General features: G+C 45.7%; 19 protein-coding genes and 1 other annotated feature. Of the genes, 11 read left to right on the top strand and 8 right to left on the bottom strand.

Annotated features, from left to right (window positions below):
* Window positions 1-6: 6 nt before the first annotated feature.
* Entirely contained in the window at window positions 7-963 is a 957-nt protein-coding gene (locus DYE48_RS16195) for an ABC transporter permease (RefSeq protein ID WP_115824548.1), read from the bottom strand.
* Entirely contained in the window at window positions 956-1876 is a 921-nt protein-coding gene (locus tag DYE48_RS16190; protein ID WP_115824547.1) for an ABC transporter ATP-binding protein, read from the bottom strand. The genes DYE48_RS16195 and DYE48_RS16190 overlap by 8 nt, the downstream gene beginning before the upstream one ends.
* Before the next feature lie 782 nt (window positions 1877-2658).
* Here DYE48_RS16190 and DYE48_RS16185 point away from each other — a divergent pair.
* Window positions 2659-3801 (top strand): conserved virulence factor C family protein, encoded by a 1143-nt coding sequence (locus DYE48_RS16185; RefSeq protein WP_115824563.1) that lies wholly within the window; start codon window positions 2659-2661, stop codon window positions 3799-3801.
* A 12-nt stretch (window positions 3802-3813) separates the two neighbouring features.
* Entirely contained in the window at window positions 3814-4242 is a 429-nt protein-coding gene (locus DYE48_RS16180; RefSeq protein ID WP_115824546.1) for a BrxA/BrxB family bacilliredoxin, read from the top strand.
* 36 nt (window positions 4243-4278) lie between these two features.
* On the opposite strand, the gene DYE48_RS16175 is transcribed toward DYE48_RS16180, so the two are convergent.
* Complete coding sequence (locus tag DYE48_RS16175) at window positions 4279-5469, bottom strand: MFS transporter (RefSeq protein WP_115824562.1); 1191 nt, start codon at window positions 5467-5469, stop codon at window positions 4279-4281.
* 113 nt (window positions 5470-5582) lie between these two features.
* Window positions 5583-6035: a GNAT family N-acetyltransferase gene (locus tag DYE48_RS16170; protein WP_115824545.1), complete on the bottom strand. Its 453-nt coding sequence runs from the start codon at window positions 6033-6035 to the stop codon at window positions 5583-5585.
* A 341-nt stretch (window positions 6036-6376) separates the two neighbouring features.
* Here DYE48_RS16170 and DYE48_RS16160 point away from each other — a divergent pair, with 341 nt between their 5' ends.
* Together DYE48_RS16160 and DYE48_RS21225 are read left to right on the top strand one after the other, a co-directional pair.
* Entirely contained in the window at window positions 6377-6658 is a 282-nt protein-coding gene (locus DYE48_RS16160; RefSeq protein ID WP_115824543.1) for a hypothetical protein, read from the top strand.
* 101 nt (window positions 6659-6759) lie between these two features.
* Window positions 6760-6906, top strand: coding sequence for a hypothetical protein (locus tag DYE48_RS21225; protein ID WP_160917632.1), 147 nt, complete (start codon window positions 6760-6762; stop codon window positions 6904-6906).
* Window positions 6907-6949: 43 nt separating this feature from the next.
* Here the strand turns inward: DYE48_RS21225 and mscL are convergent, their stop codons facing one another.
* Together mscL and DYE48_RS16150 are read right to left on the bottom strand one after the other, a co-directional pair.
* The gene (gene mscL / locus DYE48_RS16155; protein WP_115824542.1) at window positions 6950-7441 is read right to left on the bottom strand and encodes a large conductance mechanosensitive channel protein MscL; all 492 of its coding nucleotides are present in this window, start codon (window positions 7439-7441) and stop codon (window positions 6950-6952) included.
* 186 nt (window positions 7442-7627) lie between these two features.
* Window positions 7628-8746 (bottom strand): IscS subfamily cysteine desulfurase, encoded by a 1119-nt coding sequence (locus DYE48_RS16150; RefSeq protein ID WP_115824541.1) that lies wholly within the window; start codon window positions 8744-8746, stop codon window positions 7628-7630.
* A 97-nt stretch (window positions 8747-8843) separates the two neighbouring features.
* Here DYE48_RS16150 and nadB point away from each other — a divergent pair, with 97 nt between their 5' ends.
* The 5 genes from nadB to DYE48_RS16125 all read left to right on the top strand — a co-directional run bounded on the left by nadB (window position 8844) and on the right by DYE48_RS16125 (window position 13216).
* Window positions 8844-10409, top strand: coding sequence for an L-aspartate oxidase (gene nadB / locus DYE48_RS16145; RefSeq protein WP_167449531.1), 1566 nt, complete (start codon window positions 8844-8846; stop codon window positions 10407-10409).
* Entirely contained in the window at window positions 10390-11241 is an 852-nt protein-coding gene (gene nadC, locus DYE48_RS16140; RefSeq protein ID WP_115824540.1) for a carboxylating nicotinate-nucleotide diphosphorylase, read from the top strand. Before nadB ends, nadC begins: the two co-directional genes overlap by 20 nt.
* Window positions 11238-12338, top strand: coding sequence for a quinolinate synthase NadA (gene nadA, locus DYE48_RS16135; protein ID WP_115824539.1), 1101 nt, complete (start codon window positions 11238-11240; stop codon window positions 12336-12338). Before nadC ends, nadA begins: the two co-directional genes overlap by 4 nt.
* A 109-nt stretch (window positions 12339-12447) precedes the next feature.
* On the top strand, window positions 12448-12630 hold the full coding sequence (locus DYE48_RS16130) for an H-type small acid-soluble spore protein (RefSeq protein WP_115824538.1): 183 nt from the start codon (window positions 12448-12450) through the stop codon (window positions 12628-12630).
* A gap of 166 nt (window positions 12631-12796) precedes the next feature.
* The gene (locus DYE48_RS16125) at window positions 12797-13216 is read left to right on the top strand and encodes a hypothetical protein (protein ID WP_115824537.1); all 420 of its coding nucleotides are present in this window, start codon (window positions 12797-12799) and stop codon (window positions 13214-13216) included.
* Window positions 13217-13257: 41 nt separating this feature from the next.
* Here the strand turns inward: DYE48_RS16125 and DYE48_RS16120 are convergent, their stop codons facing one another.
* Together DYE48_RS16120 and ileS are read right to left on the bottom strand one after the other, a co-directional pair.
* Window positions 13258-13872 (bottom strand): PH domain-containing protein, encoded by a 615-nt coding sequence (locus tag DYE48_RS16120; protein ID WP_115824536.1) that lies wholly within the window; start codon window positions 13870-13872, stop codon window positions 13258-13260.
* A 123-nt stretch (window positions 13873-13995) separates the two neighbouring features.
* A complete protein-coding gene (gene ileS, locus DYE48_RS16115; protein ID WP_115824535.1) occupies window positions 13996-17085 on the bottom strand; it encodes an isoleucine--tRNA ligase in 3090 nt (1029 codons plus the stop codon).
* Between the two features lie 96 nt (window positions 17086-17181).
* Window positions 17182-17409, bottom strand: a binding site (T-box leader).
* A 192-nt stretch (window positions 17410-17601) separates the two neighbouring features.
* Between ileS and DYE48_RS16110 the strand changes: the two genes are divergently transcribed.
* Together DYE48_RS16110 and DYE48_RS16105 are read left to right on the top strand one after the other, a co-directional pair.
* Window positions 17602-18378, top strand: a complete 777-nt coding sequence (locus DYE48_RS16110; protein ID WP_115824534.1) for a class I SAM-dependent methyltransferase — start codon at window positions 17602-17604, stop codon at window positions 18376-18378.
* 66 nt (window positions 18379-18444) lie between these two features.
* On the top strand, window positions 18445-19776 hold the full coding sequence (locus DYE48_RS16105; protein ID WP_115824533.1) for a cytochrome ubiquinol oxidase subunit I: 1332 nt from the start codon (window positions 18445-18447) through the stop codon (window positions 19774-19776).

Here is a 19776-nt window from a genome sequence, read left to right as displayed (position 1 = left end):
CCTTTTTTATGCTCCTGCTACGTCACGTTTTGTAAAAAAGCCCCATGCTAAAGCCATGAATAGTACATAATATACCGCTAAAACTGCGATGGAAAACCCTAGAGAAGTTCCTGATACGAATGGTGTCCCGGACATGTATTGGCTCAAGTCCGTATTCGCAAACAAGATATATTTCGCCCACTCTTTTTCCATGAAGAAAACGATGATTGAACTTCCAGCCATCATGAGGAAGATCGCCAATCCGATGGCAAGGGATGTATTCCTGAATACAGAAGCGATCATGAACGCGAACGTAGCCATCATAATTAATTCTACAAAACTCAATAAGTATTGTGAAACAGTAAATGAAAAGATACCGGCATCTTTGATTTCACCTGCCTGAGTATATACATACGTCTGCGAAAAGCTGCCCATTCCAAACAATAAAGATCCCACTAAAAAGGACAGGATGTATAAGGCAAGAAGCATTGTCAACGCATACATCACAACGGAGACATATTTCGCAAGCAAGATTTTCCACCTTGATATCGGGCGAATCAATAAGAGCTTGATTGTGCCCCAGCGAAATTCATTAGCTGTAATACCTGCTGCAACTATAATTGTGAATAAACTCACCAGCGCGACAAATGTCCGGTTATCACGGACAAAATCCCAACTATTATAGGCCGTTGGTTTTAAATCATTCTCAATGCGATATTGATTCATCTCAACATTTGTATATGCCGGGTACTCGATCTCTGGCGGCTGTTCTCCCGCGGCCATCAATTGCTCATTCTGCTTCTGAAGTTCCTTTTTCCAATTGTCACCCGTCGGAGGTTCTCCACCCGTAATGGCTGCATCGACTTTAAGCAGAGCCCCTATGCCGACAATTGAAACCACTAACAGAATAGCCATGATCCACGTCGCCTTTTGATTATAGAGCTTCATATGTTCATTTTTGATCAGTTGAAAAAAGTTACTCAATGGCTCCCTCTCCAATCAAATCCAAGAATTTATCTTCAAGCGTTGAGCGGTTGACGTTCACACTGTAAATTTGGATTCCTTTTTGCACCAGATCTGCAACAACGGATGGAATTTTTTCTTTTTCTACTGTGAAGGTCAGAAGCTCTTCCTTTCGGCTCACTTCCTTGCCTGTCATCTCTTGAAGAGCGACCATTGTTTGATCTACAGGTGTCGCTTCAATGGACACTTCTTTTTCATCTGTTTGCTGAAGCGCATCGTGAACCGTCTGAATGGAAATCAATTCTCCATTTTTGATAATGCCAATCCGATCACACATCATCTCCATTTCAGAAAGAATATGACTCGACACAATCACAGCTACCTCTTCCTCTTCCGCCAGCCTACGGATGTACGCACGTATTTCCCTGATCCCGGATGGATCCAACCCGTTCGTTGGTTCGTCAAGAATAAGGACGGATGGTTTATGTAAAAGGGCTTGAGCAATTCCAAGACGCTGACGCATCCCAAGTGAATATTTGCCCACTTTTTCCTTCATCCGTTTTTCCAACCCAACAAGCTTGACGACTTCTTTAATCCGTTCCTCTGTAATGCCAGGCATCATACGGGCATAATGGACGAGATTTTTCCATCCGCTCATGAATGGGTACATTTCCGGGTTCTCTACGATTCCGCCTACGTGACGAATCGCTCCTTTAAAGTTGTTCTGCACACTTTGCCCCTGGATAATCACATCCCCATCCGTCATCTCCATCAACCCGACCATCATCCGGATGGTTGTCGTTTTCCCAGCTCCGTTAGGCCCAAGAAAACCAAACACTTCCCCGCCGTAAATATCGAAATTCAAACCTTTAATGATCGCTTTATTGCCAATTGTCTTTTTGACATTCTTCAACTGCATGACAGGCTCCGACATTCTTCCCCCTCCTTTTTATCAACACACCTACTCTACGACACAAAACCAATCTGGTTTCATTATTTATGAAAATTTTTACAGCATTCAAGTATTGGCAGGTTTCTTGAAGACTTGATTTCGAGATGTAGAGGAGATTCTAGGGGCTCCGGGAAAAGATTCGCTTTCCATGGGGCGGGCGGTGAGCCTCCTCGGACTTCGCTCTTTGGTGTCTGTACCTGTCCCACACGTCCCATAGGAGTCTCACCGTTCTCTCCGCCCTTTTGCCCCATACGAGATTCTCGAAATCCCTTGAGCAGTAACCTGCCAAGCTCTGTAATGAAGGCCTGTTCACCCACGCCGTTATAGAGTCGTTTTAACCATAGATCACACGTATAAGGTGTGGGAACAGGGTCTGGGAAACGTCCGCATGAAAAGCGAATGGAGACACGAACGTGTGTTTTTTCTACTGACTGATCCAAAACACTGCAAATCGTCGTTTCCCTGACCCCGTATCCATGGCCAGGAATGGTCATTCATTATTTCAACTAGGCAAGGCTTTCTCTAAGAATGCGCGGTATGTGTTCCTTACGCTCCCACGGAAAGCGAGTCATTCCCCTGCGCCCCATATCCACTCAATCTCGAAACTGAGTCTTCCAGAAAAGAGGGCTTTAGTGGAACAATGGAGGGCGGGGACGGATGCGTGGATGAGCTGGGGAATCTTTGATAAAATGGAAGCATGGAATGAGGGCAGATCCCTCGGAACCGGATGGGAAGATGATCAGACCGTTAGGGGGTTATACTCAGTGAAAATCGTATCCATTGAACCGACGCCTAGTCCGAATTCAATGAAAATCAATGTGAACGAGACTTTGCCGGACGGCGAAACTCACAATTATAAACAAGGTGATGAGCTTAAGGACGCGCCTGACTTTGTCCAACACCTCTTCGAAATAGAAGGTGTCAAAGGACTTTACCACGTGACTGATTTCATCGCTTTGGAAAGAAATGCACGTGTCTCCTGGGAAGCGATTCTTCCTGAAGTAAGGAAAGTTTTCGGATCGGAATCAGCCGAAGAAGCACCTTCACAAAAACAGGAAGAACCGGATGAACACTTCGGGGAAGTCCGTGTGTTCGTGCAGATGTTCCGTGGCCTTCCGATGCAAGTAAAGCTTGAGGAAGGCGAAGAGGAAACACGCGTAGGGCTTCCTGAACGTTTCATGGAAGCGGCAATGAAAGCAGCTCCCGCATCTCCGAACATGATCATGGAGCGTAAGTGGGTGGAGCAGAATCCACGCTATGGTGACGTGGCTGAAATCGGGGAACAAGTAAAAGAGGAACTTTCGGCAAGTTATGACGAAGAACGACTGGAATCCCTTGTTAAACAAGCGTTTGACCAAGAATCGGTTGATGTCGAACCGAAGGAAGAAAAGACGAAAATCAGCTTGGAAACGCTGGATCATGACGATTGGAAAGTTCGCTATGCGGCTTTAGACCGCATGGATCCGACGGCAGAGGATTATCTCCTGCTTGATAAAGCTCTGGATGATGAAAAGGCATCGATCCGACGTCTGGCAACCGCCTATCTTGGTATGATCGAAGAAATTGAAACACTGCCGTATCTCTACAAGGCGCTCAATGACAAATCGGTTACCGTACGCCGGACAGCTGGCGATTGCATTTCGGACCTCGGTTTCAAAGAAGCGATGCCAAAAATGATCGAGTCACTTTCTGACTCCAACAAACTCGTTCGCTGGCGTGCAGCGATGTACTTGTATGAGCTTGGCGATGAATCAGCCCTTCCTGCATTGAAGGAAGCCGCTGATGATCCGGAATTCGAAGTTCGTCTGCAGATCAATATGGCGATCGAAAGAATTGAAGGCGGTGAGGAAGCTAAAGGATCTGTGTGGCATCAAATGACTCAAGCGACTAAGAAAAAACAACAATAGGAGGCTACGATTATGAACCCATATGAAGCATATATGAAAGAAATCTCCCAGCCGATGCGTGATGAATTAACGAACGCTGGTTTTACAGAATTGACAACCCCGGAGGAAGTGGACACATTCATTAGCGAAACGAAAGGAACGTCCCTTGTCGTTATCAACTCTGTCTGTGGATGTGCAGCTGGACTGGCACGTCCTTCTGCCCGCGAATCGCTCAACAATGAAAAACGTCCCGATAATATTGTAACTGTTTTTGCTGGCCAGGATCGCGAAGCAACATCACGCATGCGTGATTATTTGGAAGGCTACGAGCCATCCTCTCCTTCCATGGCTCTTTTGAAAGATGGACAGGTTCTCCACTTCATTCCTCGCGAAGAGATCGAGGATTATGAAGTAGAAGAAATTGTAGCCAACCTCACGAACGCTTATAACCAATACTGTTAACAAAAAGCGCCTTCCATCAGATGGAAGGCGCTTTTTTCATGCGGTCTTGGTTTGATCCCCGCTTTTTTCAGGCTTAATCAATACGAGAACAATCAATAGGAGAAGCCCACCTAAGGCACCGCTAGCGATATAACTGATATTCAAATATTCTTTCATAAGCAGCGACATCAACGGAGGACCTGCGGCTACACCTATGAATCTTGAGGAGCTGTAAAACGACGTAATCGTTCCACGCTCTTCTTTTTCAATCCCTTCAGTAATGAGCGCATCGAGAGTGGGGAGCATTCCACCAATCGCCGTCCCTAATATACTCGTCACAACTAGAAGCAGAAACAACTTTTCATTGACGTAACCGACAAAAATAACGCTTGCCGATACCATGATCAATGCAATGACAAGTACCCATTTCATGACGGTCGTATCTCCTTTGATTTTCTTACCGGTCACAAAGGCCGACACACATAGCGTGAACAGCGGGATGGCAAGAACGAATCCTTTTTTCACCCCTTCGATGTTATGAGTCTTCTCAAGAATGTCGGACATGAAGAATAACACCGCAAACAACACGAGCATCGCGTAGGCCCCTAATAGAAACACAGGATACAACCATTTCCCTTCCTGTTTGAATATCTTCTTCGTTTTTTTCAAAAATTGTTTAAAAGGCTGTGGTTTTTCCTCTTTCCCTTTAGGAACTTTTATAAAAAAGAAAACGAGAACGATGGAGATCAAACTGAAAAAGGAAATAGAAAAGAACGGCAAAAACCATAAAAACACAGCAAAAAGAGAACCCAATATCGGACTCAGTACCTTACCGAATGTATTCGACGTTTCAATGATGCCCAGGCAGGAGCTCGCTTTTTCATCATCATCTTTATATAAATCTCCGACGAGAGGTAGAATGATCGGGGTCGCCCCAGCTGCTCCCATCCCCTGCAGGATTCGTCCAATTGTAATCCAGAGAAAGGGGTCTTCCAATTTCCATGAAGAAAAACCGGCAATCAGCCCTCCAATGAAAGCCAGGACTAAACTTGGAAGGATGATTAACTTTCTGCCGAAACGATCGGATAAGTAGCCGGCAACAGGAATAAGGATAATGGCCGCTACGGAGTAGCTGGTGATGATTGTGCTCGATTGAAAAGATGTGATGCCTACCTTTTTTTCGAAAATCGGCAATACTGGAATCAGCATTGAATTTCCGAGCGTCATCACAAGGGGAATCGAAGCCATACTAACCAGGCACCAACGGCTTACTTTGTTTTCCAATGCAATTCCTCCTACGTATTCATAAACGTAGGATGCCCTATTCCACTGGATTCACGATGAGAAAAATATGGATATACTCACGTCGCTTTTGTGTAAACATTTATGGACTCACCAGTTATTCCAAAGGCTTTTCCTTCCTGTTTCCATCCATACCTTTCATAGTATCCATCAAGGTCTGTAGCCAGATGCAGAGCATCGTAACCTATCCTACCCGTTTCCTCAATCGCATGGCTAAGCAACTGTTTCCCGATCTTTCGTCCTCGATGATCCGGATGAACATAAAGGCACGCAAGCCATGGGCAAAGATCCTGGCGACTGTTCATATCATTTCTAAGCAGAGCATACGTGCCGATGATTTCGTCCTCAACCAATAGGATATAAAATAATGGCAGCTCATCTTCATTTTTTAATGATTGACGGATACAGTCTTCATATAGCATGAAATTCTCTCCACTCCCCCACTGTTCCCAAAAAAGGTCGATGGCAAGGTCAATCAAGTCCAACCTCTCTTGCAAACGAATGATTTTCATTCCTTTGTCCTCCTCGTTTGACCAAATTTATTTGTTATGAATATAGCCATAATTATAGGCAGCACCACCGTAAGCGCAGGCATGATCCTTACAAAAACCGACGGGTCTTCTCCGGCATTTACAATCCATGGATCAGCGTCATGAAGAAAGGTCAAAACCAAACCTGTTCCCCAAGAAACCAGCACATAGCTAAGAATCAACGTAAAAATGAACACGATATATTTTTTCACAAAATCACCTCTGTCTTTTATACGAAGACGATAGTCTCAAGTTTCAAACTTCTGTTTCACAGCGGTCATCACCGGGGATAAGGGTTATAAAAAGGAAGGAGTTGGAAGAAAATGAAAAAATGGATGTTGATTTTCGGTATCGCAACTGTATTCACTTTAGCAGGCTGTGGTGGAGAGGACGGCGGAGACATGGAAGAAGATCAGAACGAAAACCAGGAAGAAATGGAAGACACGGAAGATAATTCTAATGATACAGAGAGCGATATGGATGAAGGTGGTACAGAATCCGAGGACAACATGGATGAAGAAGATGGAGGTACAGAAGGAGATGGTTCCACAGATACCGAAGACAATGGTCAAGATGATGATGCCATGGATGATGAAGAACAATAACAGCTGATTTCATTACCATAAAATTACACTATATTCACTTCCCCTTAACAAAGGACGGGTATCTTTTATACGTAACTCACTTTGGAAAGGGGATTTTTTACATGTTGAAGAAATGGATGTTAGCGTTAGGTTTGGTATCTGTTTTGACCCTTGCTGCTTGTGGTGGAGAAGAAGACGGTGAAATGGAAGAAGAACAGACAGAAGAACAGGAACAAAGTGACACAGAGAGCGAAGACAGCGCAGAATAATACATGAAAACAAAAGGCGGATCCTCTTTAGGATTCGCCTTTTTTATTTGATTCGCCATTTCGTCTTCACTTGCTGGCGCGGAGAGGGATTGGTTTCAAGCGAAGATGAACAATTCGGGCAGATGATCGCCTGAGTCGGAATCGGCATACAGCAATAAGGACACTCCTTCTTCGTCATTCCATGCAAAGGGTGCTGATGAGGTTTTTTCCAGCGGTTGATTTGGCGGACGACGAGAAAAACCGCAAACAAGATGATGATAAAACGGACAGAAGCTGTAACGAAAAGACCATAGTTGATGGTAGCCGCTCCCGCTTCTTTAGCGGCTGCAAGCGAAGGGTAAACTGATCCATCCAGACTTAGAAACATATTCTCAAAGTTCATTCTTGTATACAAAACACCAACGGGCGGAAGTAAAATATCAGTCACCAGTGAATCAATAAATCCACTGAAAGCGGCACCCAGGACCATCCCGACTCCCATATCGACAGCACTTCCACGGACGGTGAACTGTTTGAATTCATGAAACAACCCCAACCAGGCTCCTCCTCTCACCCATCATCCTATGAGTGAAAAGGACAAACTATGATTCAGAACAATGACCTTCATACCTGGCACTGTTTTCCCTTACTTTGGTACCCGGTACGGATGGGAAACATTGTGTACCGGGTACGTTTATTCAGTAGCTCGGTACCAGGTACAGATGAAGGTCCTTAAATGCATTTACCGAGCCGCGGTTGGCTTGCTTAATCCACTCAAAAACATGGCAAGTTTCTCCACCTGTTCATTCGTCTGATGATGACTGAAAGAAAGGCGGATGAAGGACTTGGCCTCTTCAGCATCATAGCCCATCGCGAGCAATGTACCCGGCGGCTCGTGGTTACCCGTACTGCAGGCACTGCCCGTGGAAAAATGAAAACCGCGTCGATTTCCTTCAAGCATGGCCCATTGCCCTTCCATTTCAGGCAAAAGCAGACCGATGATCGGCACAGCATTATCTGTCGTGTGTCCGACCAACTTCCACTCTCCCGCATTCAGAAACGTTCGTTTCATTTCCATAATCCTCGAAAGGTTATGAGGTCTTTCTTTCACCATTTTTTCAGCGGCCACCGTAAATCCCGCAATACCTGGTGTGTTGACGGTTCCTGCTCTAACTCCTCCTTCATGCGTGCCTCCGGGAATTTTGGGAGGAAACGAAAGCGAAGGCCGTATGTAAACCGCCCCTGCCCCTTTGGGTCCGTATAGTTTGTGTGCACTGACCGAAAGACTATCGACATAAGGAGCGACTTCTTCCATGGGCAGTTTCCCAAAGGACTGGACGCAATCACTGTGAAAGAAGATGCCGTGCGCCCGGCAAAGTGTAGAAAGGTGCTGAACCGGCTGCACCGTACCAATATCGGAATTCACATGCTGTACCGCCATGAGGACGGTATCCTCTTGAATCGCTCTTTCAACATCTTCCACATTGATGATTCCCGCTTCATTCAGAGGCACCTTTGTTACCCTGTAACCTTCTTCTTCGTATCTGTGAATCAGGTTCCGCACAGAAGAATGCTCGGCCTCCGTTGTAATGATATGCTTCCCCACCCCCGCTTTCAACAGAGCATCCAACGCAAGTTCATTACTTTCCGTGCCCCCACTTGTAAAATAAACACCTTCTTGTTCGACCCTCAGCAACCCTGCGATTGTATTTCGGCAATGTTCCAATAAATCATGAGCTGTTGTTCCAGGATCGTGTAAACTTTTCGTATTCGCAAAATAGTTGCGAGCAGCATGAATGTAAGCCTCCAGCGCACCCTCATCCATAGGGGATGTGGCCGCATAATCAAAGTACCCTTCCATATTTCTCTCTCCTTTTTGATCCAAATCTCTTGTCAATAGTTTAACAGTGTGTAAATATAAGTGTAAATACACATGTATAGTTATGGGGGATGAATTCATGATACGGACCGCAGATATCATCATCATCGGTAGTGGCGTAGCGGCCTTACAACTCGCCCGACAACTTGCTTCGGACAAAAATGTGATTATTATCACAAAGTCCTCGCTCGGTCACGGGAATTCTCGTTTAGCTCAAGGTGGAATTGCTGCAGCCATCGGTGGGAGCGATCATCCTTTTTATCACTTTGTCGATTCAGTCATCGCTGGGCGTTCAATGAATAATCATCAAGCCACGCTCATGATGACTAAAGAAGCCCCTCATATTATCAGGGAACTGGAAACGGATGGTTGCGCCTTCGATTATGATGAAAAGGGAAGCCTTGCTCTTGGAAAAGAAGGCGCACATACACAGAACCGCATCATCCACGGGGGTGGAGATCAAACAGGAAAAGTTCTTATGGATTACTTGACGCAATCCCTTCCCCCGCATGTTGAAATTTTTGAGAACCATTATGTATTTGAATTGATGACAAATGAGGAAGGTCGCTGTTTTGGAGTAAAAAGCAAGGATGCCTCGGGTATTCATAAATTCCATGCTCCCCATACCGTCCTTGCGACAGGAGGATGTGGACAATTGTTTGCATCCACATCCAACTCTTCTTCTGTAACAGGCGATGGAATGGCGCTCGCCTATCAGGCAGGCGCGGAACTTACAGACATGGAATTCATCCAGTTTCATCCCACCCTATTGTACATACAAGAAAGACCGGTCGGGTTGATCTCTGAAGCGGTGCGCGGTGAAGGTGCGGTTCTTGTTGATAAAAATGGGACACCTATTATGGAGAACGTCCACCCTCTGAAAGACCTCGCCCCTAGGCATGTGGTTTCTCAAACGATTTATCAAAAAAGGAAAAACGGCGAAAACGTCTATTTGGATATAAGAGGCGTAGACGGATTTCAAGAAAGATTTCCTCATATCACAAATCTATGCCTGCAGTACGGTGTGGATATGAATAAAGGACGGATTCCAGTAGCGCCCGGCTGCCATTTTTCTATGGGTGGAGTAAAGACGGATATGGTTGGAAGATCAACGGTCGAAGGTTTGTATGCGATCGGAGAAGTCGCTTGTACGGGTGTGCACGGAGCCAACCGGCTGGCAAGCAACTCACTCCTTGAAGGACTCGTGTATGGAAAAAGGCTGGCCAAACATTTACAAAATGGTTCGGGCCTTTCCTTTCAATCAAAGGAAACAAACGAGAAAAGGAAACCCCTCCCTTTCCACCTCCCCGTTAAAACCAAGATCCAGGAGCGAATGATGGAAAACGTCGGTATTGTAAGGGATGAACAAAGATTGGTCAACCATCTGCAGTGGTTGGAATCGTTCGTCAAACCTTCCGAATGGAGCGAGTATGATTTAAGTATGCTCACATTCGAGCAAATGACGAGAATGTTCATGCTGCAAACGTGCTGGTTGATCACCCGATCCGCCTTGGAGCGCGAAGAAAGCCGCGGTGGTCATTACCGCAGCGATTTTCCTGAAGAACAATTAGACTGGCTAAACAAACAAATCATCAGACAAAGAACATTAGAAATGAGGGAACCCCATGAATCAGTGGAGACGTAAACAACAGTTAGAGGCCTTTTTCACGGAGGATATTGGTGAGCATGATTACAGTACCGACTTTTTATTCCCGAAAGATCACCATGGCAGACTGACCTTCACATCTAAAGCAGAAGGGGTTTTTTGCGGAGAAGATATCATCACTGATGGCTATCAGCTGCTGGACTCTACCATTACGGTTGAACTCTATATTCATGACGGTGATTGGATGAGTGAAGGAGAAACGATCGCCACCATCCTTGGCCCTGTAGGTGAGCTATTAAAAGGAGAACGCGTCATCCTCAACCTCATTCAACGCATGAGCGGAATTGCAACGCTGACGAAAAAAGCCGTTGAAGCCTTAAATGATAAAAACATTAGAATTTGTGACACACGTAAAACCACCCCTGGATTACGCTCTTTTGAAAAGTATGCTGTCCGGACTGGAGGCGGCTACAACCATCGTTTCGGACTTTACGATGCCGTCATGCTGAAGGATAACCATATTGCATTCTTTGGTTCAGTCCCTGAAGCAATCGCCCAAGCGAAAGCAGCGGTTGGTCATACTGTCAAAATCGAAGTGGAAACAGAAACAGAAAACCAAGTCATGGAAGCTGTAGAAGGTGGTGCCGATATCATTATGTTCGATAACCGGACCCCCACAGAAATCAAACACCTCGCGACATTGGTCCCTTCTTCAATCACGACAGAGGCATCCGGAGGAATCACTCTCGAAACCTTACCTGCTTACAGCGGCCTTGAAATTGACTATATTTCCCTCGGATTTTTAACCCATTCCGCCAGAGCGCTTGATATAAGCGCCCGCGTAGCCACAACAAAGGAGGAAGTACGATGAACCTTTTTGAAACGATTGAAAAGAATACGCTGCCTGATCAGTATAAGACGATGGAAACGACGGATCTTGAGCAGAAAGTGCTTCAGGTAAAGAAGGAAATGGGAGATAAACTTTTCTTACCTGGTCACCATTACCAAAAAGATGAAGTCATTCAATTTGCCGATGCACGCGGAGATTCTTTGAAACTCGCCCAGCTGTCCGCGTCCCAGCATGAAGCGGAAGCCATCGTTTTTTGTGGTGTTCATTTCATGGCAGAGACAGCAGACATCTTGACGCGCGAGGACCAGCACGTCTACCTTCCCGATATGCGCGCGGGCTGTTCCATGGCGGATATGGCGAACATTCAACAGACGGAGAAATCATGGGATCGTCTCATGGATCTTTTCGATGATACCATCCTGCCTCTCACCTATGTGAATTCAACAGCAGCCATTAAAGCTTTCGTAGGAAAAAATGGCGGAGCCACCGTCACTTCTTCGAATGCCGCTGATATGCTGAAGTGGGCGTTCTCCCAAAAAGAACGGATTCTTTTCCTTCCCGATCAGCATTTAGGACGAAATACCGCGTACGACCTCGGTATCCCTCTCGATCAAATGGCGGTCTGGGATCCGATTATAGAAGAATTGTTATATGACGGCCCTTTGGAAGCTGTCAAAGTGATTCTATGGAAAGGACACTGCTCCGTTCATGAGAACTTCAGGGTTGCCAATGTTGAACAAGTTCGTGCAGATCACCCCAACATGAAAATCATCGTCCACCCGGAATGCAGTCGTGAAGTCGTGGAGCTTTCCGATCTCTCAGGATCAACGAACGCCATCATCCAGGCGATTGAAAACGCTCCGCCTGGAAGTGAGTGGGCCATTGGAACCGAAATGAACCTCGTGAACCGGATCATCCAGGAACATCCAGAGCAGCACATCATTTCGTTGAATCCAAGGATGTGTCCGTGTCTGACGATGAACCGGATCGACCTTCCACACTTAGCCTGGTCGCTTGAATCATTAGCAGAAGGTCGGCCACAGAACGTGATACGAGTGGAATCTTCCGTTGCTTCTGATGCGCGAAAAGCATTAGACCGGATGTTGGTGCGGGCGTAATAAGGTATGAAATTGTCCTAAGGGACTGGAAAAGTGACTTAACGTTTTTTACGGAGAATACTGCACCCCTTTCTTGAGAATATTACGTTTAAAAGGAGGGGTTGCTGAGATGAACAAAGAACGTGCAAAAGAAATCTTCAAATCTGAAGACATGATCCCGGTTATGCACGAAGATCGTGAAATTTACATTGAAGAGGTTATTGAACGTAACGAAATGGCGCGTATTCACCCGACGGATCAGCCGAATATCGTGCAAAAAGTTCCGTTATACGAATTGAAAGAGCAAGAATAAGTTAGAAGCCGCACTCAAAACTGAGGCGGCTTTTCTTTTTCAAGTGTGTACATCTTCAATCACTTATATAATAATGGAAATATATTACACAAGATGAGGGGATACTATTAAAAAATTACTGTGGGGATTAAGCATACTCTTCTTAGCTGCATGTTCTGAAGGGGAAATGGAAGAACCTTACACCATTGAGGATGCGAAGAAAGATGGACATATCATCGTTGAACATCAATCAGAACAATTTGATCAAATAAAAAATGGGGCACTGGAAGTTGAAAATGTTAAAGATTTGACCACTTTTATTCATAACGTAGAGCAAGGAGCGGAAGACGAAATTGCCGTATCTATCTTCAATCCGGACGGTTCCCATTATCAAAACTCCTTCTCTTACGATGGAGAAGCCATCCGTTTCGTTAATAATTATGGGGCCTATCCGTCCTCTCCTGCTGGGACATTCGATTGTGAATACATGACTCGACGCGGGCCTATGGTGTATGTGAGCAATTGTGAATCAGAGCAAGGAGAAGATCTTTCCACCTTGCTGAGCTTTGTCGGAACCGAAAAAGCGTTCAGAGAATCTGCAAATTAAAGAAAACCCGGATCATCCCATATATATGATCCGGGTTTTCTTTAATTCTGAATGTACTTTTCAAATACATCATCAAAATCTTTGCGGGTATTTTCTTTATACTTTTGTGTAAACCAATCATACGCAAAGTTTGCCGCTTCACCGAACTCTTTCGAAATATCATTCTCATGGAACCGGTTGTCATGGATGAGATCCTGAGCCATTCCGATGCTGTCTTTTGCAAAGGTCGCCTGACGCTGATTCTCTTCCTGGATGTGAGAGATGGACACCAGCGATTTATACAAGTCTGCAATCGCCTCCCCTTCATCCTTGGCGATATCGATGCTCAAATACTGATCACCGATATAAAATTTGATTTCTAAGTCCAAGTCGATCGTTCCGGCCGTTTCCACCGACACATTCCGAATTGGATGCTGGTAATAATCATAGCGGTAGATGTTGCGTTTACTACTTGTCGCTTTGTCTCCATCAAGGTGGATGAGCGCACGATTCGTAAAGCAGTATTCATCACTTTTTGATTTGATTAGAAAATGAATTTTCTCCCCGTCTTCCGTCAATACAAAATCATCGGACTGGGCTTTATCAAAGTCTTCTTTTCTAATGATCTTTCCAATATCACTTAATCCTAATGCATCACTTGCCATTTTTTTGAACATGGTTATACCTCCTGAATGATTCTATTCGTTGTTAATTTCTATACAACAACTACAAATCCTCCTTCTTTATGAAGTCTCAATAAACTAAGAAAAGCCTGAGCAAGATGCTCAGGCTTTTCTTCTTTATTTTTGAAGCGCTAGTTTCAGCTGGTGGTCACCGACTGTGTACTCTTTCATCGCTTCTTTTTCACCGACCGTCAAATCATTCACAAGAACATTCTCACGGATTAGCTGTTCATTTTGCTGGATCGCTTCTTTTACGTCTGCATCTCCATCAAGGGCGATGTCGACACGAAGATCGATCGGAAGGTCCTGCTGTTTACGTTCATCCTGGATGACACGGATCACTTCACGCGCGAGGCCTTCAAGACGAAGCTCTTCTGTGATGTTCGTATCAAGCACGACGTGGAAGTCCTGGTTGGATCCCATAGAGAGTCCAGCATCCGCGACGCGTTCTACGTTCAACAGGTCCATCGTCACTTCGACTTCCCCATCTCCCGTCGGCACAACGACTTTTTCGTCCTGGACGATTTTCGCTGCTTCCTCGTCTGACAATTTTTCAAGATAGCCTTTCACGAGACCGACGTTTTTCCCAAGGACAGGACCTGCCGCACGGAAGTTCAGCTTCACTTCATAACGGACGAGATCATCAGAAGACTGCTTCACGACAACTTCTTTTACGTTGATCTCATCACGGATGATGCTGCTGTATTCTTCGAGCGCTTTTCCTTGATCCTGGTTGACCGGAATCACGACAAGTTCAGATAGTGGTTGCTTTGTTTTGATGGACTCTGTATTACGGACTCCACGAGCAAGCTCAACGACTTGCAGGACGGCATCCATATCTTTTTCAAGCTGTGTATTTACAACCGTATCGTCCACTTTCGGGAAGTACGCCAAGTGCACACTTTCACCCGTCAAGTTTTGATAGATGTCGTCAGCAAGGAATGGTGTATAAGGAGCCATCAGCTGACTCAGCTGTGCCAACACTTCATGAAGTGTATGGTAAGCCGCTTTCTTGGACTCTGTCATCCCCTCTTCCCAGAAACGATCACGGGAACGGCGGATATACCAGTTACTCACTTCATCCACATACTTCTCAAGAGCTTTGGCAGCTTTCGTGAAGTCATAATCGTTCAACGCTTCTTCTACGACACCTGTTACACTGTTCAGGCGGGAAAGCACCCAGCGGTCAAGCAGTGTCTTTTCGCCTTCTTCATTTTTATCGAACGTATAGCCATCGATATTGGCATACAACGTGTAGAAGCCATGTGTGTTCACGAGTGTGTCAATGACTTTCGATTTCGCCTCAATGACGACACGTTCGGAGAAGCGCTTGTTGTTCCATGGTGCACTGTCTGCAAGAAGGGCCCAACGGAAAGCATCGGCACCGAATTTCGTTACAAGATCTGTCGGGTTCAAGGCATTCCCTTTACTCTTGGACATTTTGCGTCCTTCTTCATCAAGGATGTGACCGGTGGAAAGAACACGCTTGTATGGGGCTTTACCTGTAAACAATGTGGAAACAGCAAGTAAGCTGTAGAACCACCCACGCGTCTGGTCGATTCCTTCACAGATGACGTCTGCAGGGAACTGCTTCTCGAACTGATCTTTGTTTTCAAACGGATAGTGCTGCTGGGCAAATGGCATAGACCCAGAGTCGAACCATACGTCGATGACTTCAGGTACACGGTTCATCGTGCCATTACACTTCTCACACGTCACCTGCACACGGTCGACGTAAGGCTTGTGAAGCTCGACATCACCGATATCACCGATCGCTTTTTCTTGTAGATCCGCTTTGCTGTGCGGCGCGTACTGATGGTCACAAGAATCACACATCCAGATTGGAAGTGGTGTTCCCCAGAAACGGTTACGACCGATATTCCAGTCGACCATGTTTTCAAGGAAATTACCGAAGCGGCCATCTTTGATATGGTTCGGGTGCCAAGTGACTTCCTGGTTATTCTTGATGAACTGATCTTTCAGTTCTGTCGTCTTGATGAACCAGCTCTCGATTGCGTAATAAAGCAATGGAGAATCGCAACGCCAGCAATGCGGGTAGCTGTGCTCGTATTTTTCTTTATGGAAAAGAAGTCCTTCGTTCGCCAAGTATTTCACGATGTCTACGTCACAATCTTTGACGAAACGGCCTTCAAATGGTGGAATATCCTCTGTGTAACGACCTTGACCATCTACGACGTTGAAGAAGGACAAGTTGTTTTCCTTCACCAAGTTATAGTCATCCTCACCATAGGCAGGTGCGATGTGAACGACACCTGTACCGCTTTCGGCGTTGACGAAGTCTGCTTCGACTACGAAGTGACCACGTTCAGGCTTAACGAACGGGAACGGCGGGTGATATTCAACATCCTTGAATTCGCTACCTTTATGTTTGGAAACAACTTCGTACTCTTCCCCAAGGTTCTTCTCAGCAAGAGCTTCCGCAACGATGTACACTTCGCCATCTTTCTTCGCCTTGACGTAGTCAAGATCCGGGTGAACAGCAAGTGTGACGTTGGCAGGCAGTGTCCAAGGCGTCGTCGTCCATCCTAGGAAGAATTCATTTTCAGAACCCTTCACTTTGAACTTCGCCGTAGCAGAAAGATCTTTAACGTCTTCATATCCTTGAGCCACTTCGTGTGAGCTTAGGGTCGTCTGACAGCTCGGGCAGTATGGCGTAACACGATGACCTTTAGAAAGCAGGTTGCGCTTGTGCAGGTCACTCAGGATATACCAGACACTTTCGATATAACGGTCCTGAAGCGTGACATACGGATCATCCATATCCAGCCAGTAGCCGATGGATTCCGTAAATTCGCGCCATTCTTTTTCATAGTTGAAGACACTTTCCTTACATTTCTCGATGAACTTCTCTACTCCGTACTCTTCAATCTGCTGCTTTCCGGAGATACCAAGCTGCTTCTCGACTTCAAGCTCTACCGGCAAACCGTGTGTATCCCAGCCGCCCTTACGAAGTACTTGATAGCCCTGCATCGTTTTGTAACGTCCGACAAAATCCTTGATGACACGGCCAAGCACGTGACCGGCGTGAGGAAGGCCGTTGGCTGTCGGCGGTCCTTCATAAAAAACAAATGTTTCTGCACCTTCGCGCTCGTTCATAGAGCGACGGAAGACATTCTCTTTATTCCAGTAATCTTTGACACGATTTTCGCGGTCTAAAGCCGCTTCTTTCGTATTGACACTGCGCATTTCTTCCACCTCTTACCCTTTTATTTTTTGTATAGAAAAGTATTACGAACATCCAATGACGGCAGGAACAAAATAAAAATCCGCCCCTGCTGTAAAAACAGGGACGGATTTGATTCCGCGGTACCACCCATATTCCGCACACGATGTGCACGGCTCTCGGTTCACATAACGGATAACGGCCGCCCACCGGTTCCACTTACTCGATATCCTTTCAGCAGAACTTCTCAGAGATGATCTTCAGCTATTACCCGTCATCGCTTCACACCTGCCAGCGACTCTCTTGAGACAGAAATAAAAGCCTACTCTTCTCGTCAACGAAACTATACGTATCTTCTCCATATCCTACAATGTAATCTTTTGTATGTCAAAGCTTTCTTATCCTCATCCTCGCCCATTTTTTGCAAGCTTATACGTATTCACTTTATCTTATCGCTTTCTATAAAAATCCCATATTATCGCCAATCACCTCTTTTGCTTACAATATAAAGTAACAAGAAAGGAAAGAAGGGGTTATGGATGTCAGATGAAATGAAACGTCACGTGCAGGAAGTATTTTCGAAAAACAAACAGGCGTATGTCGACAGTAAAACACATAAAAAACAATCCGATCTTGATGAGGTCATTGAGTGGCTGAAACCTGATCCATCGCACAAAGCGCTGGATATCGCTACTGGAGGCGGCCATGTTGCGAAAGCGTTAAGCAGCCATTGCGGAACTGTTTTTGCTACAGACATTACGAAAGATATGCTGCAAAACACCGCCCGCCATCTAACTTCCCAACAGAATATCGAATACGTCGTCGCTGATGCTGAGCAATTGCCTTTCCTAGATGAGAGTTTCGATCTTGTCACATGCCGGATCGCCCCCCACCACTTCCCATCTCCACACCATTTTATAAAGGAAGTGGCCCGCGTTTTAAAAGACAACGGCAGATTTCTCATGATTGACAACGTGGCACCTGAAGATGACGGTTTGGATGAGTTTTATAATCGATTTGAGAAGAAGCGCGATTACAGCCATGTACGCGCCTTAAAAATCAGTGAATGGGAACAACTTTTCTTCAACAACCGGTTGAGCGTCAAGAAACACCTCACTCGAAAAAAGGCCATGCCTTTTCCAGACTGGGTGTGCCGTACATTAGACAACGAAGCAGACCAAAAAGCCGTGGAGGAAGTTTTCAAACAAGCCCCTGCTCAAGCAAAGAAACACTTTTCCATCATAGAGGAAAACGGTCGTGTCCAATCATTCACGATTGATGAGTATATGGTAATTGTAGAAAAACATTCCTCCTGACGAATAATCCACCATCACATTGGAAAAATAAGCGAGGTATTGAATTCGTATGTGAGGTGGAGATCAATGGATATCGTCGTAATGGCCCGGGCTTTGTTCGGAACGTCGCTTGGGTTCCATATTATTTATGCAACGATCGGTGTTGGACTTCCAGTCATGATCATCATCGCGGAAGTCCTGCACTTTATAAAAAAAGACCCGGATTATGCATTGATGGCGAAACGATGGACGAAAGGTTTCGCTATTTTACTGGCCGTTTCAATTGCCTCAGGAACAATTGTCGGTGTCATGATCTCACTCTTATTCCCTGATTTCATGGAAATTGTCGGACAAGTCATTGCCCTCCCGTTCCAAATGGAGATCTTCGCTTTTCTTATCGAAGCGGTGTTCATGTCGATTTATTTGTATGCGGCCGATCGTCTGCCGCCGACATTGAGACTTGTCAGCATCATTTCCGTCGCGCTTGGAGCGACAGCCTCGGCCATCTTAATTACTGATGTGCACGCATGGATGAACACACCGGCAGGTTTCAACATTACCCCGGATGGTGAGGTTACAGATGTTGATACATGGGCTGCCTTTTTCAATCCAAGCTTTGGGGTCACCGCCATTCACGTGACTCTCTCTGCTTACATGACGGTAGCCTTTCTCGTTGCATCGATTGCCGCTCTCCGGCTCATGAGAAGGAAAATCACGAAAACTGAGCGTGCCTATCATAAAAAAGCTCTGACCATCGCCCTTTACTTCGGTGCTCTCATGTCTCTTGCGACAGCAGTCAACGGTCATGAAACCGCTCAAATGCTTTATGAATACAACCCACGTAAGTTAGCAGCTGCGGAAGGGCTTTTCGAAACTCAACGCTACGCTCCCTTATCCGTCGGTGGTTATACTTCTCTTGAAGATCAACGGGTGAAATATGCGGTTGAAATCCCCTACGGACTCAGCTTTCTTGCTGGGGACCGATTGGATACAGAAGTGATGGGACTCAATGAATGGCCGGAAGAACTATGGCCGCCGCTCTATGTCCACATTCTCTTCAACGTCATGGTCGGGATCGGTACGGTCCTCATCCTAATTGCGTTCATCGCTTTGTTCTGGAAACACGTCCTGAAAAAAGAATTCCCAAGCTGGCTCCTCGCTACACTAGTTGTCAGTGGACCACTCGCGATGCTTGCCATTGAAGCGGGCTGGTGCTTCAGCTGTATTGGGCGTCAGCCTTGGACCATCAATGAAGTGCTTCGTACAGACGAGGCGGCAACCAAATCCAACAGTGTCGGTTTCCTTTTCTACCTGTTCATGACCCTTTACATCACGTTGCTTTTTGTCACCGGTTTTGTCATGCGTTACTACTTCAAGCGGAACCCGGTCCGTAAAGATTTGGATGCGCGGGAAGCGTAA

It is taken from the genome of Halobacillus trueperi (assembly GCF_003386945.1).
In the GTDB taxonomy this organism is placed as follows: Bacteria; Bacillota; Bacilli; order Bacillales; family Halobacillaceae; genus Halobacillus; species Halobacillus aidingensis.
The sequence above is the reverse complement of the archived record's forward strand: the minus strand, read 5'-3'. Positions and strand labels throughout refer to the sequence as shown.

Excerpts from the sequence above, each read along its gene's own strand:
- DYE48_RS16190 (WP_115824547.1), bottom strand. The coding sequence starts at position 1,876 with ATGTCGGAGCCTGTCATGCAGTTGAAGAATGTCAAAAAGACAATTGGC.
- DYE48_RS16180 (WP_115824546.1), top strand. The coding sequence starts at position 3,814 with ATGAACCCATATGAAGCATATATGAAAGAAATCTCCCAGCCGATGCGT.
- DYE48_RS16175 (WP_115824562.1), bottom strand. The coding sequence starts at position 5,469 with ATGGCTTCGATTCCCCTTGTGATGACGCTCGGAAATTCAATGCTGATT.
- DYE48_RS16170 (WP_115824545.1), bottom strand. The coding sequence starts at position 6,035 with ATGAAAATCATTCGTTTGCAAGAGAGGTTGGACTTGATTGACCTTGCC.
- DYE48_RS16160 (WP_115824543.1), top strand. The coding sequence starts at position 6,377 with ATGAAAAAATGGATGTTGATTTTCGGTATCGCAACTGTATTCACTTTA.
- DYE48_RS21225 (WP_160917632.1), top strand. The coding sequence starts at position 6,760 with ATGTTGAAGAAATGGATGTTAGCGTTAGGTTTGGTATCTGTTTTGACC.
- DYE48_RS16150 (WP_115824541.1), bottom strand. The coding sequence starts at position 8,746 with ATGGAAGGGTACTTTGATTATGCGGCCACATCCCCTATGGATGAGGGT.
- nadB (WP_167449531.1), top strand. The coding sequence starts at position 8,844 with ATGATACGGACCGCAGATATCATCATCATCGGTAGTGGCGTAGCGGCC.
- nadC (WP_115824540.1), top strand. The coding sequence starts at position 10,390 with ATGAATCAGTGGAGACGTAAACAACAGTTAGAGGCCTTTTTCACGGAG.
- nadA (WP_115824539.1), top strand. The coding sequence starts at position 11,238 with ATGAACCTTTTTGAAACGATTGAAAAGAATACGCTGCCTGATCAGTAT.
- DYE48_RS16130 (WP_115824538.1), top strand. The coding sequence starts at position 12,448 with ATGAACAAAGAACGTGCAAAAGAAATCTTCAAATCTGAAGACATGATC.
- DYE48_RS16125 (WP_115824537.1), top strand. The coding sequence starts at position 12,797 with ATGGAAGAACCTTACACCATTGAGGATGCGAAGAAAGATGGACATATC.
- DYE48_RS16120 (WP_115824536.1), bottom strand. The coding sequence starts at position 13,872 with ATGTTCAAAAAAATGGCAAGTGATGCATTAGGATTAAGTGATATTGGA.
- ileS (WP_115824535.1), bottom strand. The coding sequence starts at position 17,085 with ATGCGCAGTGTCAATACGAAAGAAGCGGCTTTAGACCGCGAAAATCGT.
- DYE48_RS16110 (WP_115824534.1), top strand. The coding sequence starts at position 17,602 with ATGTCAGATGAAATGAAACGTCACGTGCAGGAAGTATTTTCGAAAAAC.
- DYE48_RS16105 (WP_115824533.1), top strand. The coding sequence starts at position 18,445 with ATGGATATCGTCGTAATGGCCCGGGCTTTGTTCGGAACGTCGCTTGGG.